Source organism: Pseudomonas sp. A25(2017), assembly GCF_002001065.1.
Classification (GTDB): Bacteria; Pseudomonadota; Gammaproteobacteria; order Pseudomonadales; family Pseudomonadaceae; genus Aquipseudomonas; species Aquipseudomonas kilonensis.
The window spans coordinates 1-17,627 of the sequence record NZ_MUOA01000076.1; the positions used below are offsets into that span (position 1 = coordinate 1).

General features: G+C 59.9%; 18 protein-coding genes. 5 read left to right on the forward strand and 13 right to left on the reverse strand.

Features of this window, described 5'->3' with window-relative positions; all coding sequences use genetic code 11:
• Positions 1-336 precede the first annotated feature (336 nt).
• The 7 genes from B0E42_RS19680 to rplM all read right to left on the reverse strand — a co-directional run bounded on the left by B0E42_RS19680 (position 337) and on the right by rplM (position 5,214).
• Positions 337-750: a ClpXP protease specificity-enhancing factor gene (locus tag B0E42_RS19680; protein ID WP_018604290.1), complete on the reverse strand. Its 414-nt coding sequence runs from the start codon at positions 748-750 to the stop codon at positions 337-339.
• Between the two features lie 16 nt (positions 751-766).
• The gene (locus B0E42_RS19685) at positions 767-1,384 is read right to left on the reverse strand and encodes a glutathione S-transferase N-terminal domain-containing protein (RefSeq protein WP_003178195.1); all 618 of its coding nucleotides are present in this window, start codon (positions 1,382-1,384) and stop codon (positions 767-769) included.
• 151 nt (positions 1,385-1,535) lie between these two features.
• Positions 1,536-2,318, reverse strand: coding sequence for a cytochrome c1 (locus tag B0E42_RS19690; RefSeq protein ID WP_018604286.1), 783 nt, complete (start codon positions 2,316-2,318; stop codon positions 1,536-1,538).
• A complete protein-coding gene (locus tag B0E42_RS19695) occupies positions 2,318-3,529 on the reverse strand; it encodes a cytochrome bc complex cytochrome b subunit (RefSeq protein WP_014340078.1) in 1,212 nt (403 codons plus the stop codon). The genes B0E42_RS19690 and B0E42_RS19695 overlap by 1 nt, the downstream gene beginning before the upstream one ends.
• On the reverse strand, positions 3,529-4,122 hold the full coding sequence (petA, locus tag B0E42_RS19700) for a ubiquinol-cytochrome c reductase iron-sulfur subunit (RefSeq protein ID WP_018604281.1): 594 nt from the start codon (positions 4,120-4,122) through the stop codon (positions 3,529-3,531). Before petA ends, B0E42_RS19695 begins: the two co-directional genes overlap by 1 nt.
• Positions 4,123-4,378: 256 nt before the next feature.
• On the reverse strand, positions 4,379-4,771 hold the full coding sequence (gene rpsI / locus B0E42_RS19705; protein ID WP_003205364.1) for a 30S ribosomal protein S9: 393 nt from the start codon (positions 4,769-4,771) through the stop codon (positions 4,379-4,381).
• 14 nt (positions 4,772-4,785) lie between these two features.
• Positions 4,786-5,214, reverse strand: a complete 429-nt coding sequence (rplM, locus tag B0E42_RS19710; protein WP_003205365.1) for a 50S ribosomal protein L13 — start codon at positions 5,212-5,214, stop codon at positions 4,786-4,788.
• A gap of 245 nt (positions 5,215-5,459) precedes the next feature.
• Between rplM and B0E42_RS19715 the strand changes: the two genes are divergently transcribed.
• Positions 5,460-6,500: an NADP(H)-dependent aldo-keto reductase gene (locus B0E42_RS19715; RefSeq protein WP_077507093.1), complete on the forward strand. Its 1,041-nt coding sequence runs from the start codon at positions 5,460-5,462 to the stop codon at positions 6,498-6,500.
• 133 nt (positions 6,501-6,633) lie between these two features.
• On the opposite strand, the gene B0E42_RS19720 is transcribed toward B0E42_RS19715, so the two are convergent.
• Positions 6,634-7,770, reverse strand: a complete 1,137-nt coding sequence (locus B0E42_RS19720; protein WP_077507094.1) for an acyl-CoA dehydrogenase family protein — start codon at positions 7,768-7,770, stop codon at positions 6,634-6,636.
• 244 nt (positions 7,771-8,014) lie between these two features.
• Between B0E42_RS19720 and B0E42_RS19725 the strand changes: the two genes are divergently transcribed.
• Positions 8,015-8,911 carry a GlxA family transcriptional regulator gene (locus B0E42_RS19725; RefSeq protein WP_172681177.1) on the forward strand — a complete coding sequence of 299 codons (897 nt, stop codon included), beginning with the start codon at positions 8,015-8,017 and terminating at the stop codon, positions 8,909-8,911.
• A 183-nt stretch (positions 8,912-9,094) separates the two neighbouring features.
• Here the strand turns inward: B0E42_RS19725 and zapE are convergent, their stop codons facing one another.
• From zapE to B0E42_RS19740, 3 genes are all read right to left on the reverse strand, one after another.
• Positions 9,095-10,189, reverse strand: a complete 1,095-nt coding sequence (gene zapE / locus B0E42_RS19730) for a cell division protein ZapE (RefSeq protein WP_077507095.1) — start codon at positions 10,187-10,189, stop codon at positions 9,095-9,097.
• A 102-nt stretch (positions 10,190-10,291) separates the two neighbouring features.
• Positions 10,292-11,647 (reverse strand): tryptophan--tRNA ligase, encoded by a 1,356-nt coding sequence (locus B0E42_RS19735; protein WP_053181737.1) that lies wholly within the window; start codon positions 11,645-11,647, stop codon positions 10,292-10,294.
• A gap of 24 nt (positions 11,648-11,671) precedes the next feature.
• A complete protein-coding gene (locus B0E42_RS19740; protein WP_077507096.1) occupies positions 11,672-12,301 on the reverse strand; it encodes an alpha/beta hydrolase in 630 nt (209 codons plus the stop codon).
• 147 nt (positions 12,302-12,448) lie between these two features.
• Between B0E42_RS19740 and B0E42_RS19745 the strand changes: the two genes are divergently transcribed.
• A complete protein-coding gene (locus tag B0E42_RS19745; protein ID WP_014340085.1) occupies positions 12,449-12,883 on the forward strand; it encodes a YhcB family protein in 435 nt (144 codons plus the stop codon).
• A gap of 325 nt (positions 12,884-13,208) precedes the next feature.
• Here the strand turns inward: B0E42_RS19745 and B0E42_RS19750 are convergent, their stop codons facing one another.
• Positions 13,209-13,943, reverse strand: a complete 735-nt coding sequence (locus B0E42_RS19750) for an OmpA family lipoprotein (protein WP_018604257.1) — start codon at positions 13,941-13,943, stop codon at positions 13,209-13,211.
• Positions 13,944-14,095: 152 nt separating this feature from the next.
• Positions 14,096-15,271, reverse strand: a complete 1,176-nt coding sequence (locus B0E42_RS19755; RefSeq protein ID WP_077507097.1) for an aspartate aminotransferase family protein — start codon at positions 15,269-15,271, stop codon at positions 14,096-14,098.
• A 99-nt stretch (positions 15,272-15,370) separates the two neighbouring features.
• Between B0E42_RS19755 and B0E42_RS19760 the strand changes: the two genes are divergently transcribed.
• Positions 15,371-16,288, forward strand: a complete 918-nt coding sequence (locus tag B0E42_RS19760) for a LysR family transcriptional regulator (RefSeq protein WP_077507098.1) — start codon at positions 15,371-15,373, stop codon at positions 16,286-16,288.
• Between the two features lie 264 nt (positions 16,289-16,552).
• Positions 16,553-17,566, forward strand: coding sequence for a sensor domain-containing diguanylate cyclase (locus B0E42_RS19765; protein ID WP_077507099.1), 1,014 nt, complete (start codon positions 16,553-16,555; stop codon positions 17,564-17,566).
• The last annotated feature ends 61 nt before the right edge of the window (positions 17,567-17,627 follow it).

Here is a 17,627-nt window from a genome sequence, read left to right on the forward strand (position 1 = left end):
GTGGGCAACCCGGCATGGATGCCGGGTTAGCCGCGCTGGGCCATGGATGGCCCTTCGCGGCGGGCCCACGGAGCAATGCCGGAGTGAGGGCACACCGAGCCTAGGCGAGGTGCCGAGTGGTGGGGCATAAAGCGTTTTGCTTACTTTTGACTGGGCCGGCTCCCGGGCTTCTCAAAAGTGAGCCGCCGTAAGGGCGGAACCCTAAGCCGCCGTTACAGCAGAAACGGATATACACACCAACCATGACACAAAAAAAATGCCCACATCTCACGACACGGGCATTTTCTTAACCAAGTCACCAAGCTTTCAAACAGCCCGTATCTGGCACATATCTACCTACTTCACCACTTTCAAACTCGGCCGCCCACTAGGACGCGGCGGCTCGTCATCCGGTGGCGGCAGATCATCATCCGGCTCGAACTCTTCTTCGCCATCAATCGGCGCTTCCAGCTCAAACACCATGCCCTGGCCATTCTCCCGAGCATAAATCCCCAGGATCGCAGCAATAGGCACGTACAAAGTGTGCGGCACACCACCGAAGCGCCCTTCGAAGCTGACAGCATCATTATCCATGTGCAGGTGACGCACAGCGGCTGGCGACACGTTCAAGACAATTTGCCCGTCATTGGCAAAACCCTGCGGCACCTGCACCGACGGAAACTCGGCGTTGACCAGCATGTGCGGGGTGCAATCGTTGTCCACAATCCACTCGTAGAGCGCGCGGACCAGATAAGGTCGACTGGAGTTCATAGCGGCTCCTTAAGCCTTAGCGCATGTCACGTTCGACGCCAGACAGACTCGCCTGGAAAGCCTCACGCGCGAATTGGCGCTCCATATAATCAAGCAGCGGCTTGGCAGGCCGCGGCAGTTCGATACCCAGAATCGGCAAACGCCAGAGTATGGGCAATAGGCAGCAATCCACCAGACTTTGTTCCTCACTGAGGAAAAACGGCTTGTCGACGAACAGTGGCGATACGCCAGTCAGGCTTTCACGCAATTCCTTGCGCGCGACGACCCGCGCCGGCTCCTTGGTCCGAGAATCCAGGATCAGATCCACCAACCCGCACCAGTCACGCTGGATGCGATGGATCAGCAAACGGCTGTTGGCACGCGCGACAGGGTACACCGGCAGTAAAGGTGGATGCGGATAACGCTCATCCAGATATTCCATCACCACGGTCGACTCCCACAAAGCCAGGTCACGATCGACCAGTGTGGGCAGGCTGCCGTAAGGGTTCACCTCGATCAGCTTCGGCGGCTGACGGCCCGCTTCAACGTAAATGATCTCGGCGCTGACACCCTTCTCTGCCAGTACGATGCGTACCCGGTGGGAATAGTGGTCGGCGGGGTCGGAGTAACAGGCCAACCGATTGGTCACGCCCATGGCGATCCTCCTCGCTTGTTGAAATTATCGAAAAACGGAAAAACGAGCGCGCCCAGAGGGCGTCTCCCGTAACACCTGGCGGGCCAGGCTCGTTACATGTCTAGAGACGCCCTTGGGCGCGCACGATTAACAGCAATGGCTTACAGCTTTATCAATGCACGTCTTTCCAGTATTCACGCTTGAGCAGGTAAGCGAATACGAAGAAAAACGCCAGGTACAGCAATACATAGGTACCGATGCGCTGATGCTCCAGCTTCACCGGGTTGGCCGAGTAGGCCAGGAAGGTCACCAGATTCTTGACCTTCTCGTCGAACTGCTCCGGCGTCAGGCTGCCGGTGTTCGGCAATACAGTCAGCTGGTCGCAGGCTTCATGCGTCAAAGCGGTGCCGGTCAGCGGATCGAATTGCTTCTTACCGTCCTCAACGATCTGAACCTGTTTGCAGCCTACCACCTGGCGACCCTGGAGGCCGACCAGAACGTTAGGCATGCCGACGTTCGGGAAGACCTTGTTGTTCACGCCCCATGGACGCGCAGGATCTTCGTAGAACGAACGCAGGTAACCATAAAGCCAGTCAGTCCCACGCACACGAGCGACCAGGGTCAGGTCCGGCGGCGCGGCGCCGAACCAGGTCTTGGCGTCCGCAGGCTGCATGCCGATGGTCATGTGATCGCCCAGCTTGGCACCGGTGAACACCACTTTCTCGAGCATCAGCTCATGAGGAATGCCCAGGTCATCGGCAACGCGCTCGTAGCGCTGGAACTTGGCACTGTGGCAACCCATGCAGTAGTTGGCGAACGTACGTGCGCCGTCCTGCATGGCCGCTTTGTCGGAAACGTCGATGTCGACTTTTTCCAGCTCCGGACCAGCAGAGGCAGAAGCAAAGGACAGTGCAGGCATAGCCGCGAGAATCAGTACAGCAAATAGCTTTTTCATCAGCCAGTCACCCTTTCCGGAACCGGTTTGGTCTTCTCGAGCCTGGTGTAGAACGGCATCAGAATGAAGTAGGCGAAGTACAGGAAGGTGCAAACCTGCGACAGCAACGTGCGTCCTGGCGTCGGCGCCAGTACACCCAGCACGCCGAGGATCACGAACGAGATGCAGAACACCACGAGCCAGATCTTGCTCAGCCAGCCTTTGTAGCGCATCGACTTGACGGGGCTGCGGTCCAGCCACGGCAGGACGAACAGCACAGCGATCGCCGCGCCCATGGCGATAACGCCCAGCAGCTTGTCCGGGATCGCCCGCAGGATCGCGTAGAACGGCGTGAAGTACCAGACCGGGGCAATGTGCTCAGGGGTCTTGAAGGCGTTCGCCTGCTCGAAGTTCGGCTTCTCGAGGAAATAACCACCCATTTCCGGGAAGAAGAACACGATGGAGCAGAAGATGAACAGGAAGACCACCACGCCGACGATATCTTTCACGGTGTAGTACGGGTGGAAGGCGATGCCATCCAGCGGTATGCCGTTCTCGTCCTTGTGCTTCTTGATGTCCACGCCATCCGGGTTGTTCGAGCCGACTTCGTGCAAGGCCAGGATGTGCAACACCACCAGGCCAAGGATCACGATCGGCAGCGCGACCACGTGCAGGGCGAAGAAGCGGTTCAGGGTAATGCCCGAGATCAGGTAGTCACCACGAATCCACTGGGTCAGGTCGTCACCGATGACCGGGATCGCACCGAACAGCGAGATGATCACCTGGGCACCCCAGTAGGACATCTGGCCCCACGGCAGCAGGTAGCCCATGAAGGCCTCGGCCATCAGCGCCAGGTAGATCAGCATGCCGAAGACCCACACCAGTTCACGAGGCTTCTGGTACGAACCGTAGAGCAGGCCACGGAACATGTGCAGGTAGACCACGATGAAGAACGCCGAAGCGCCGGTGGAGTGCAGCAGACGCAGGATCGAGCCGTACTCGACGTCGCGCATGATGTATTCGACGGAAGCAAACGCTTCTTCCGCCGACGGGGTGTAGCTCATGGTCAGCCAGACACCGGTAACGATCTGGTTGACCAGAACGAGCAGCGCCAGGGAGCCAAAAAAGTAGAAAAAGTTGAAGTTCTTCGGAGCGTAATACTTGCTGAGATGGTCTTCCCACATTTTGGTCGCGGGAAAGCGCGCATCAACCCAATCCATGAATTTGCTCATCACGCTTTCTCCGTATCGACGCCGATGACAATGATGTCGTCGGTCTCATAGGAATGCGGGGGAACTGGCAGGTTCAGAGGTGCAGGCTGCGACTTGTAGACGCGACCAGCCAGGTCGTAGTGGGAGCCGTGGCAAGGGCAGAAATAACCACCGACCCAGTCCTTGCCCAGATCGACAGGAGCCACTTCAGGACGGAACGTTGGCGAGCAACCCAGGTGCGTACAAATTCCGATCAGCAGCAAAACCTCTGGCTTGATCGAACGCGTTTCAGGATTGACGTATTCCGGTTGGACCGAGTTCTTGGAGGACGGGTCGGACAACTGACCCTCGATCTTTTTCAGATTCCCCAGGATTTCCTCTGTACGGCGGACGATGAACACCGGCTGGCCGCGCCATTCAGCAATCATCTGCTGGCCTGGCTCGATCTTGCTGACATTCACTTTCACCGGTGCACCTGCGGCTTTCGCCTTGGCACTGGGAAACCATGACCCCACGAACGGGACCGCAGCCCCCACCGCTCCTGCAGCACCCACCACGGATGTGGCTGCTACCAGGAAGCGACGCCGGCCTGCATTCACGCCGTCATTGCTCATTCAGTCCTCTCCCATCAGCTTTGTGGCCTGTTAGATCAGGCGTCTACTAAGTAAAAATCTGAACTTATAAAAATTTTGCCGAATGGTAATGAAAAGCCCCAATTCTGACAAGGTAATTACCATGCGGCCAAACCGCCAAGCCTTGTAGTATAGGGGCTCTACGAATGTGGCAAGTTGTCACAGAGCAATTCTTTTGCCCATAAAAAAACGCCCAGCTCCGTGAGGAACTGGGCGCCTTTTGAAAGCGGAAGCGAAATTAACGCTTCGAGTACTGCGGACGCTTACGCGCTTTACGCAGACCGACTTTCTTACGTTCAACTTCGCGAGCATCGCGAGTTACGAAGCCGGCTTTGCGCAGAGCACCACGCAGAGTCTCGTCGTAATCCATCAGGGCGCGAGTGATGCCGTGGCGGATTGCGCCAGCTTGACCACTTACACCACCACCGATAACAGTGACGTAGATGTCGAATTTTTCGACGGTCTCGGTCAGTTCCAGCGGCTGACGAACTACCATGCGGGCAGTTTCGCGGCCGAAGAAGTTATCCAGGGAGCGGTTGTTGATGGAGATGTTACCAGTGCCCGGACGCAGGAAAACGCGTGCGGTTGCAGTCTTGCGACGGCCAGTGCCGTAATTTTGAGTCGCCGACATAATGAACTATTCCGTTAAAACTTCAGTTCTTGGGGCTGCTGAGCAGTATGAGGGTGAGCAGCGCCCGCATAAACCTTCAGCTTACGATACATGTCGCGACCCAGTGGGTTCTTAGGCAGCATGCCTTTAACCGCGGTCTCGATCACGCGCTCAGGGGCTTTGGCGATCAGCTTTTCAAAGTTGATCGACTTGATGCCGCCAGGAAAACCGGAGTGGGAGTAGTACATTTTGTCAGTGGTTTTAGCGCCAGTAACACGTACTTGCTCAGCGTTGATCACGACGATGTAGTCACCGGTGTCAACGTGAGGGGTGTACTCAGGCTTGTGCTTGCCACGCAGACGGCTCGCGATTTCGGTGGCCAGACGACCCAGGGTCTGACCAGCAGCGTCGACGACAAACCAGTCGCGCTTTACTGTTTCCGGTTTAGCAGTAAAAGTTTTCATTCTTTATAGCCTCAGGGGCCGCCCTGTAAATTAGACGGCGGATCTTACTGAATAGTGCGTACTTTGACAAGTCAAAGGCAGCCGGATACAGACGCTTTCGGGGGCTCGGGTCGGCGCGTCCGTTCAACGGCAAGATTCTTCGGCGGCGGCGCATCACTTCCACTGCAGAAAGAGGTGCGCAATTATGCAGATTGCGAAAAATATTTCAACCTGCTTTTATGATTGTTTTGCCCAAGGAGCTCCCGATGGACTATCGCCCGCTAGGCCGTACCGATCTGAACGTGAGTGCCCTGTGCCTCGGAACCATGACCTGGGGTGAGCAGAACAGCGAGGCCGAGGCCTTCGCCCAGATCGAACGCGCCAAGGCTGCCGGCATCAATTTCATCGACACCGCCGAGATGTACCCGGTGCCACCCAAGGCCGAAACCTACGCCACCACCGAACGCTACATCGGCAATTACTTCAAGAGTCGCGGCGACCGTGCCGACTGGATCCTGGCGAGCAAGATCGCCGGCCCCGGTAATACCATCGACTACATCCGCGACAAGAACCTCAAGCACAACCGCCGCCACATCGTCGAAGCCGTGGACGCCAGCCTCAAGCGCCTGCAGACCGACTGGATCGATCTTTACCAGCTGCATTGGCCGGAGCGCAGCACCAACTTCTTTGGTCAACTGGGTTACCAGCACAAGGCCGACGAAACGTTCACCCCGCTGGAGGAAACCCTCGAAGCCCTGGACGAACAGGTTCGCGCCGGCAAGATCCGCCACATCGGCCTGTCCAACGAAACGCCGTGGGGCACCATGAAGTTCCTCGCCCTGGCCGAGGCCCGTGGCTGGCCGCGGGCGGTGTCGATCCAGAACCCGTACAACCTGCTCAACCGCAGCTTCGAGATCGGCCTGTCGGAAATCGCCATTCGCGAGCAATGCGGCCTGCTGGCTTACTCGCCACTGGCATTTGGCTTTCTATCGGGCAAATACGAAAACGGCGCACGGCCAGCCAAGGGCCGCCTGACGCTGTACAGCCGCTTCATGCGCTACTTCAACCCACAATCGGAAGCAGCGTGCAGCCGTTATGTCGCCCTGGCCCGCGAATATGGCCTGGACCCCGCGCAGATGGCCCTGGCGTTCGTCACCCGGCAGCCGTTCGTGACCAGCAACATCATTGGCGCCACCACGCTGGAGCAACTGGACAGCAACATCGCCAGTTTCGAGCTGAAACTGTCGGATGAAGTGCTGGCGGGGATCGAGGCGATTCACAAGGATCAGCCGAACCCGGCGCCTTGATTGATTCATAGCCCCCATCGCGAGCAGGCTCGCTCCCACATTGGATTTATGTCTGACCACTCATTTGTGATCGACATACAACCCCTGTGGGAGCGAGCCTGCTCGCGATAGCGGCCTAACAGTCACTACGACATCAAAGCGACCGCGCAATGATCTCCTTCATGATCTCATTGGTCCCGGCATAGATCCGCTGCACCCGCGCATCCGCCCACGCCCGGGCAATCGGGTATTCCCACATGAAGCCGTAGCCGCCATGCAACTGCACGCATTCGTCGAGCACCTTGCATTGCAGGTCAGTGCCCCAGTACTTGGCCATCGCCGCCGTCGGCACGTCCAGCTTGCCTTGCAGGTGCAATTCCAGGCTGCGGTCGACGAAGACCCGGCCGATCTGGATTTCGGTGGCCATTTCCGCGAGCTTGAAACGGGTGTTCTGGAAGTCCGCGATGGATTTGCCGAACGCCTTGCGCTCGCGGGTGTAGTCCAGGGTCCATTGCAGCGCCGCTTCGGCCGACGCCAGGCCGCCTATGGCGACGGTCAGGCGCTCCTGGGGTAGCTCCTGCATCAAGTAGGCGAAGCCCATGCCGGCCTGCCCGAGCAGGTTCTCCTTCGGTACACGGACATCCTGGAAGAACAATTCCGACGTGTCCTGGGCCTTCATGCCGACTTTTTCCAGGCGCTTGCCCTTCTCAAAGCCTGGCGTACCCGCTTCCACCAGGAACAGGCTGGTGCCCTTGGCGCCGGCCTTCGGATCGGTCTTGGCGACCACGATCACCAGGTCTGCCAGGAAGCCGTTGGTGATGAAGGTCTTCGAGCCATTGATGACATATTCATCACCGTCCAGCACCGCCGTGGTCTTCACCCCTTGCAGGTCGGAACCGGCGCCCGGCTCGGTCATGGCGATGGCCGTGACCATTTCGCCAGACACCAGCTTCGGCAGGTACTTATGTTTCAGCGCTTCGCTGCCGTAATGCAGGATGTACGGCGCAACGATGTCGGAATGCAGCGAGAAGCCGATCCCCGTCAGCCCCAGGCGTCCGATCTCCTCGATCACCACCGTGCTGTAGAGAAAATCTGCGTCCAGCCCCCCATAGGCTTCAGGAAGGTGCGAGCACAACATGCCCGCCTCCCCCGCCTTGTTCCAGAGTTGGCGATCGACATGCCCCTGTTTTTCCCACTGGCTGTGGTACGGCACGGCTTCTTTTTCAAGGAAGGTTCGTACGCTGTCGCGAAACAATTCGTGCTCGGGACTGAACAGTGTTCTTGGGATCATGGCGCACCTTTGGTTATTGTTGGGCATGGTTATCCAACAAAGCCTAAGCCTGCGGTGTGCGACAGGACACTGGACACATCCGACAAAAAATAAGACGATCCAGCCGTCTGTTGACCACTTTCCCCTATAAAAATAAAGATGAACTATGTCTATGCACGCCTCCACGCCCTTGCGGCGCGTCAGCATCCTGGCAGTCGACCGGGTCTTCGCCTCCACCCTCATGCAAGCCAAGGATTTTTTCCACCTGGCCAGCCTGCGCTATGGCAAACAACTGGGCCACGGCCTGACCCCGGCGTTTGAAACCAGGCTGGTCAGCCCCGATGGCAAACCGGTGAACAGCTTCAGCGACGTGATCATGCCGGTGGACGGTGGCCTGGAAAATACCGACGTCATCATCCTGCCGGCCTTCTGGGATGATTTCACCACCCTCTGCCAACGTTATCCCCAAGTCTTGCCCTGGCTGCGCGCACAACACGCGCGCGGCGCGGTACTCTGCGGCGAAGCCACCGGGGTGTTCTGGCTGGCCGAGGCCGGGCTGCTCGATGGCAAGGAAGCCACCACCTACTGGCGTTTCTTCAACGCCTTCAAGGAGCGCTTCCCCCAGGTATACCTGAACCAGGACAAGCACCTGACCGACGCCGACAACCTGTTCTGCGCCGGCGGCACGACCTCAGCCTGCGACCTCTACATTTATCTCATTGAACGCTTCTGTGGCGCCAACGTGGCCCAGGCCGTGGCGCGGGATATCCTGTATGAAGTGCAACGCAGCTATTCGCCGGGGCGGATCGGCTTCGGCGGGCAGAAACTGCACCAGGACGTGATCATCCTGCAGATCCAGCAATGGCTCGAAGAGCACTTCGCCGATAAATTCCGCTTCGAGGATGTTGCCCGGGAACATGGCATGAGCATCCGCAATTTCATGCGCCGCTTCCAGACCGCCACCGGTGACAAACCGCTGCATTATCTGCAACGGCTACGGATCGAAACCGCCAAGGGCCTGCTCTCCGGCAGCCGCAAGAGCATCAAGACCATCAGCTATGAAGTCGGCTACGACGACGCGAGCTTCTTTGCCCGGTTGTTCCGGCAACATACCGACCTGTCGCCGAACCAGTATCGGCAGCAGTTTCAGCAGGCGGCGTAGGCCTAGGCTGAATACAAGTCCAATGTGGGAGCGAGCCTGCTCGCGATGGCGGCTTATCAGCCGATATTTGTGCTGGCTGACACACCGCCATCGCGAGCAGGCTCGCTCCCACAGGGGTTAAGTGGGGAATCAGCAAATAAAAAGGCCCGCAATCGCAGGCCTTTTTTGGTGTTCCGAATTTCCCTACGGCTTATGCGCCCGCGCCAGGAATTCGTGGGACTGCATCTCCAGCAAGCGACTCAAGGTCCGCTGGAATTCGAAGGTCAAGCGACCGCCGGTGTAGAGGTCCTTGAGTTCGACTTCGGCCGAAATGATCAGCTTCACGTTACGGTCGTAGAACTCGTCGACCATGTTGATGAAACGACGGGCGATGTCGTCGGTGGTGACGCTCATCTGCTCGACATTGCTCAGCAGCACGGCGTGGAAGATCTTGCCCAGTTCGATGTAGTCGTTCTGGCTGCGGGGGCCGTCGCACAGTTCGCGGAAGTCGAACCAGGCCACGTCATCGCACGTACGCACGGCGCGGATTTCGCGATTTTCGATGACCAATACATCATTTTCCACGGCCTGGGTGCATTCCGGCGTCAGGGCGCGGAAGCTCTTGCGCAGGCTCTCCTGGGCAGCGGCATCCAGCGGAAAGTGGAACAGCTCCGCTTGTTCGAGGTGACGCAGGCGGTAGTCGACGCCGCTGTCGACGTTGACGATTTCAGTGTGTTCCTTGATCAGCGCAATGGCCGGCAGGAAACGCGCCCGCTGCAGGCCGTCCTTGTACAGGCCGTCCGGCACGATGTTCGAGGTGGCGACCAAGGTCACGCCGTTTTTGAACAGCTCTTCCATCAAGGTGCCGAGGATCATGGCGTCGGTGATGTCGGAAACGAAGAACTCATCGAAGCAGATCACCCGGGTCTCGTCGGAGAACCGCTTGGCAATGAGGGTCAGCGGGTTCTTCTCGCCGCCCAGGGTCTTCATTTCCTCGTGCACGCGCTTCATGAAACGGTGGAAGTGCGTCCGTGTCTTCTCCTTGAACGGCAACGCTTCGAAGAAGGTGTCCACCAGGTAGGTCTTGCCACGGCCCACGCCGCCCCAGAAATACAGGCCCTTGACCGGTGCCTGGTCTTTTTTGCCGAACAGTTTGCCCAACAGGCCAGGCTTGTTGTTCGCTGCCACGACCAGGTCGTCGTACAGGCGCTGCAAATGCCGCACCGCCGTTTCCTGGGCTGCGTCGTGGAAGAACTCCGGGCGTTTCAGATCAGCTTGATATCGTTCTAGGGGCGTCATATTCGTTAGCAAGGCAACAAAAACGGGCCGTCACTGTAGCGACGGCCCAGAGGAATGGCAATCGGCCCTTATTCGGGCCGATGGTCGGGTGACGTGCCGGGATCAGTCCTGGGCAGGCGTCAAGGCAACGCGCAACGCATCGACGGCGGCATCCCGCGCGGCGCTGTCAGCAAAGGCCGGGCTATTCGCCACGCACTCGCCGTCGAGCCAGACGCTGAAACCCAGGTCGTCGCTTCGTACATCCAGCGGCTGGCCGGCTTGCAGTTGCTTGGTGACCTGGCCGGCCGCCTTGCCATCGGCAAAGTTGCGCGACAGCAACAGTTGCTCGCCGTCGGCGGACAGCAGTCGGAAGCGGAAACTGCCGTCGTCTTCGCGGAAGCTGACAAAGCGTGCAGCCTTGGCGGCTTTCTTCTTGGTGCTGGCGGCCACCTGGACCTGGCTGACAAACGAACGCAGGCCAACAGCCTCGCGCAGTTCGTTGAGGAACGGTGTAGCCACGGCCCGGGCTTTTTTCGCGCCCAGTTGCAGGATGTCTTCAAGGTCCGACGGACGCTCGATGAACTGGTAATAACGCTCACGCGCTTCACCCAGCTCGCTGTCGAGCAGCTGGAACAGGCGGTTCTTGGCTTCGCCCCACCCCAGGCCTTGCAGCAGTTCGCTGCGGAACTCCGCGGACTGTGCGGCAGTGGCGAAGGCCTGGAACAGGGTGAACAGGTGCGAATTGTCCGGATCCTTGGCTTCGCCCGGGGCGCGGGAGTCGGTGACGATTCGCGAAATCGCGTCCTTCATGTCCTTGGCGCTGCTGAACAACGGGATGGTGTTGTCGTAGCTCTTGGACATCTTGCGGCCATCGAGGCCCGGCAGCGTGGCGACGCTTTCCTCGATCAGCGCCTCGGGCATGGTGAAGAACTCCTTGCCCTGGCCGAACAGGTGGTTGAAGCGCTGGCCGATGTCGCGGGCCATCTCCACGTGCTGGATCTGGTCGCGACCGACCGGCACCTTGTGGGCGTTGAACATCAGGATGTCGGCGGCCATCAACACCGGGTAGCTGTACAGCCCCATGGTGATGCCGGCGTCCGGGTCTTCGCCGGTCTCGACGTTCTTGTCCACCGACGCCTTGTAGGCGTGGGCACGGTTGAGCAGGCCCTTGGCGGCGACGCAGGTCAGCAGCCAGGTCAGCTCCGGGATCTCGGGAATATCGGACTGGCGATAGAACGTCACGCGGTCCACATCCAGGCCGCCGGCCAGCCATGTAGCGGCGATTTCCAGGCGCGAACGCTGGATACGCAGCGGGTCATCGCACTTGATCAGGGCGTGGTAGTCAGCCAGGAAGTAGAACGAATCGGCGTTGCTGTCGCGGCTGGCGAGGATCGCCGGACGGATGGCGCCGGCATAGTTGCCCAGGTGCGGGGTGCCGGTGGTGGTGATGCCGGTCAGGATACGGGTACGCGTCGTCATGGGTTATCGCTTGTCAGACTGCTGTCAATTCGAGAGGCGCGGCAGGATCAGATCCTTGAGATCGGTCAGCTTGCCATGAAAAAAGTGTCCGCATTCTGCCACTTTCAGCAGCTCATGGGGACGTTGGAGCGTGTCGGACCATTCGTAAACCAGCTGCGGATCGACCACTTCGTCGGTTTCCGGCTGGATCACGGTCAACTCGCCACCTGTCGGCAAGGGCGACTGCTCGTCCAGGCGCATCACCGCCGGGGCCACCATGAACAGGTGCTTGACCGGCTGGCCCTGGGCTTCCAGGCGCCCGCCCAGACTGGCGGCGACAAAGCCGCCAAAGGAAAAACCGAACAGGGTCAGCGGCAATTGCGGGTATTTTTCCCGCAGCCATTGGGCGACAGCCTGGGCGTCGTCCACTTCGCCGGTGCCCATGTCATGAGTGCCGGCACTGGCACCCACGCCACGATAATTGAAACGCAACGTAACCAGGCCAGCATCGCGGGCAGTGCGTTGCAGGGTCGAGACCACTTTGTTGAGCATGGTCCCGCCCTGCACCGGGTTCGGGTGGCAGATCAGCGCCAGGCCACGGGGAGCCTCGCTGTCCAGGTACAAGGCTTCCAGTTGGCCCGCCGGGCCATCGATGACTACAGGGGTTTCGCGCATAAGCAAGGGAAAGAACTCCGTGACCTCGAATTGGGTCGACTCGTCTAGCTAAAGTCTGTGCCTGGCATGATTGCGATGTTCTTCGCGGTATACAGCGCAGGTCCGAGCCGTTAACGTAAAGCAAAGCCGTTTATAGAGGAAGGACTCGTGGAACACTCGCTCTTAGTTTGGTTGTTGCCGACTCTTGCCCTGGTTGCCGGTGTCGCCATTGGATTCCTGCTTGCCCGACTGCTGCCCAACGCGGTGCCCAACAGCACGCAACGTCAGCTGGACGACATCCAGGAACGTTTCGACAGTTATCAGAATGAAGTGGTCACCCACTTCAACAGCACCGCGTCCCTGGTGAAAAAACTCACCCAGAGCTACCAGGAAGTCCAGGATCATTTGTCCGAGGGTGCCAATCGCCTGGCCCTGGACGAGCAGACTCGCCAACGCCTGTTGGCCGCCCTGCAAGCCGATTCGGCACAGACGCCACGGGAACGCCTGACCCCGCCAAAGGATCAGGAACCGCCCCGGGACTACGCCCCCAAGGCCCCGAATTCGCCCGGCATGCTCGATGAGCATTACGGTTTGAAGAAGTAATCTCCAGGCAACACCTAAAAGCCCGCCCGATCACATGATCGGGCGGGCTTTTTTATTGCCTCAAGAAAATCCCCCTCTGGGAGCGAGCTTGCTCGCGATGACGCCGGCACATCCAACATCACCGTCTCAGACACACCGCCATCGCGAGCAAGCTCGCTCCCACATTTAAAGCGGGCTTAAGCCAACACCTCACCCGCCTGTTTCGCGAGCAAGCTTTGCTCCCACAAATCTCCTCACCACAAGGGGCTGCATCAGGCGGATAGAAACTGACTGACAAAAAAAGGGCCCTGTTTCCAGAGCCCCCTTTTCATTTACCGCCCAGCGCTTACGGATACTGCTGGTAAGTCTGGCCCTGCTGCTGCGGCGCCTGGTACTGCTGGCCGGGAATGGCCTTGAGGTTGACCTCGACACGACGGTTTTGCGCACGGCCATTGACGTCGGCGTTGCTGGCCACCGGGTTGTCCGGGCCGGCGCCACGGGCCGACAGGTTGGCACCGCTCACGCCCTGGGACGTCAGGTAGGTCGCCACGCTCTGCGCACGACGCTGGGACAGGTCCATGTTGTGCTGGCGGCTGCCGGTGCTGTCGGTGTAGCCGACGATTTCGATCTGGTTCTGGTTGAACTCCTTGAGGGAGTTGGCCAGGTTGTTCAGCGGCTGGTAGAAGCTGGAGGCGATGTTCGCCGAGTCGGTGGCGAAGGTGATGTTGCCCGGCATGATCAGCTTGATCTGGTCGCCCTGGCGCTGCACTTCAACGCCGGTATTGGCCATGCTCGCGCGCAGCTTCTTTTCCTGCTGGTCGGCGTAGTAGCCGTAACCGGCCGCGGAAGCCCCCACCACCGCTGCACCGATCAACGCACCCTTGCCACGGTTATCGTGACCGATGGCCGCACCGGCCAACGCACCCGCCAGTGCACCGAGGCCGCCGTACTTGGCGGTTTTGCTCATGCCCGACGATTCGGTAGAGGCCTGGCCCTGGTTGTCATAGGGGTTGGGCGACGCACAGCCGGACAACAAGGCCACGGCAGTTGCGACAACGATCAAGCGACGCGAGGTGAACATGAAGATGCTCCTGGGTTTTCAGTCTGAATGCCAAAGTGTAGGCAATCGACTCTGGCAGGCGTTGGAACGCGGCAATCGTTAAAAATTCCGTCGCGCTGCGTCGCGCTTCGCCCGGCTGACCCATAAGAACTCGTCGTCCGGGCGAACGCCCCTCACCCCTGCGCCAGACAGCGGCTCACGCCCCGGACAATCATCTCCACTTCCCGTCCATCGATCGTCAACGGCGGCAGCAGGCGGATGGTCTGGCCCCGAGTGATATTGATCAGCAGGCCGTGGTCCCGGGCGGCGCGAAGGGCCAAGTCGCGGACCGGTTGCTTGAGTTCGATACCGATCATCAAACCCTGGCCGCGAATCGCCAAGACATTCGGATTGTCCGCCAACTCGGCCCGCAGCCGGCTCAGCAACTGTTGGCCCTGATGCCTGGCGTTGTCCACCAGCGCTTGTTGCTCAATGATGTCCAGCACCGTGCAGCCGACCCGACAGGCCAGCGGATTACCGCCGAACGTACTGCCATGGCTGCCAGGGGTAAACAGCTCGGCTGCCTTGCCCCGCGCCAGGCAGGCCCCAATGGGCACGCCGTTGCCCAGGCCTTTGGCGAGGGTCATGACGTCCGGCACGATGCCCTCGTGCTGGAACGCGAACCATTGGCCGGTACGGCCGATGCCGGTCTGGATCTCATCGAGCATCAACAGCCAGGCGCGCCGGCTGCACAACTGCCGCAAGGCCTTGAGGTAACCCGGCGGGGCGATTTGCACACCGCTCTCGCCCTGGATCGGCTCCACCAGTACCGCGACGATGCGCTCGGCATGAGCCTGCTGGATCGCTTCCAACGCCGCGAGATCGCCGAACGGCACCTTGATGAAATCCCCCGGCAACCGGTGGTAGCCCAGCCGCACGGACGGGCCGTCACTGGCGCACATCGTGCCCAAGGTGCGCCCGTGGAACGCATTGTCCATGACCACCACCAACGGCTGCTCGATGCCCTTGTGCCAACCATAGAGGCGTGCCAGTTTCAGTGCGGTTTCGTTGGCCTCGGCGCCTGAGTTGTTGAAAAACGCCCGCTCCAGCCCCGACAGCTGAGTGAGCTTTTGCGCCAGGCGTTGTTGCCAATCGATGCTGTACAGGTTGGACGTGTGCAACAGCAGGCCGGCCTGCTCGCTGATGGCAGCCACCAGCCGCGGGTGAGAGTGGCCGACATTGGTCACCGCCACGCCCGCCACCGCATCGAGGTATTCGCGGCCGTCCTGGTCCCACAGGCGCGTCCCCAAGCCATGGGTGAAACTCAGCGCCAGGGGTTGGTAAGTGGTCATCAGGCAGGCAGCGGTCATGGCATCAAGCTCCATTTGGTTGGTTTTTTCCAGTATGGTTAGCCACCAAGGCTGGATAAACGCTGCTTTACTTCAATCATTTAAAAGCCGAGCTTGATAATGGATTTATTCCAGGCGATGACCGTTTACGTGAAGGTGGTCGAAACCGGAAGCCTGACGGCGGCGGCCCAGGCGTGCGAAATGTCCACCACCATGGTGGGTAATCATCTTCGTGCGCTGGAGCAACGTCTCGGCGTGCGCCTGATCAACCGTACGACGCGGCGCCAGCGCCTGACCGAGTTCGGCTCGGCCTACTACCAACGCTGCCTGGAAGTACTGGGGCTGGTGGCCGACTCCGAACGCCTGGCCGAACAGACCCAGGGCGAGCCCAACGGCACCCTGCGCATCACCGCGCCGCTGACCTTCGGCTCCGAACGCCTCGCACCGGCGCTGGCCGAATTCAGCCAGCGCTTCACCCAGGTCAAACTCGATGTGGTGCTGACCAACCAGCGCCTGGACCTGCTCGAACATGGATTCGACGTCGCTATCCGCCTCGGCCATCCCGACCCGAAACTGATTGCCCGCCCATTGGTGGATTACACCCTGACCATCTGCGCCTCCCCTGCCTACCTGGCTCGGCGCGGCACACCGGAAAAACCTGCGGACCTGCAGCAGCACGACTGCCTGTCGTTCGCCTATTCGGCAGCAGACGAATGGCGCTTCGCCCAGGATCACTGGCCGATCAACGGCCCGGACGGCGAGATCAAGGTACCGGTGAACGGACCGATGCTGATCAACAGTTCCTCGGGCCTGCATCGCGCCGCCCTGGCCGGGATGGGCGTGGTGATGCTGCCCGATGCGCTGGTGGCCCAGGACCTGAAGGATGGTCACCTGGTGACCTTGTTGCAGGGCTATCAGTTGCCCCATCGCCCAATGAGCCTGATGTACGCGCAGGATCGCTACCGCCTGCCGAAACTGCGCAGCTTTGTCGAGTTCGCGCTGGAGAAATGGGGCAAACCCCAAACCCCAGCCGAATGATGTTGTGGACAAGCCCTTGTGGCGAGGGGATTTATCCCCGCTGGGTCGCGTAGCGGCCCCAAAAATCATCAACCCGACTCACCTGCGATGTGAACCGACAGCTTTGGGGTTGCTGCGCAACCCAGCGGGGATAAATCCCCTCGCCACAAAAGCGTGCCCTGGCTTGGCTGGACGTCGCTACCCCGCTAGTGACCCCGCACCCCATCAGCTACTCTTCCTCCTTGGACGAGCATTTTGATATCAAGGCTGATTGAGGGAACAACGATGGGAGATGCCTCGAACATCGACATGCTGCGGTTCGACCTGTCCGATCTGGACGAAGGCGTACTGCACACCATCCTGGAACTGGTCAGCGATGGCATCTGGGACTGGAATGCCAACACCGGCTTCGTCTACCGCAACCCCGGCTGGTACACGATGCTTGGCTACCTGCCCCACTCACTGGACAACACCGTGCTGACCTGGGAAAGCGTGATCCACCCGGATGACTACCCACGGGTCATGGCGTTGTTCGACGATTACCTGGAACACCGATCCCACGTCTATCAAGCCGAATACCGCTGCCGCACCCACGACGGTTCCTATATCTGGATCGAGGATCGCGGCTACGTGATCGCCCGCAACCCGGACGGCACGGTGGCGCGCATGATCGGCGCCCATCGCAGCATCGATGACAAGAAGCGCCTGTTCGAACAGCTGGAACGGCGCAACAAATCCCTGGAAGCCATCATCGAAGAACGCACCAGTGAACTGTCCCGAGTCAACCATCAGTTGCAGATCCAGCTCGACGAGAACCGCAGGCTTGCCGAAACCGACTCCCTGACGCGGGTCGCCAACCGTTATCGCCTGGATCAGGCGCTGCCACTGGCCTGTGAACGCGCGCAACGTTTCCGCGAGCCGTTGTCGCTGATCGCCATGGACGTCGACGACTTCAAGGACATCAATGATCGCTACGGCCACGCCTTCGGCGACGCAGCGCTGGTGCAAGTGGTGCAGAGCGTCAAGCGCTGCGAGCGCGACGGCGATTTGCTGGTGCGTTGGGGCGGTGACGAATTCATCATGATTTTGCCCAACACCACCCTGGCCGATGCCCGCCTGCTGGCGGAAAGCATTCGCCGGGGCCTGTCCGACCTGCTGCCGGTGGGCGACTTCCAGATCACCATGAGTTTTGGCGTGGTGCAGCGGTTCGACGATGAACAGCACGTGACGTTGCTGCACCGGGCGGACCAGGCGCTGTATCGCTCCAAGCTGTCGGGCAAGAATGTGATTTGTGAATGAGCGCCGACCGTGACAACACCGCCCGCGTCCAATAGATTAGGCGACCGGAAAAAAGCTCAAT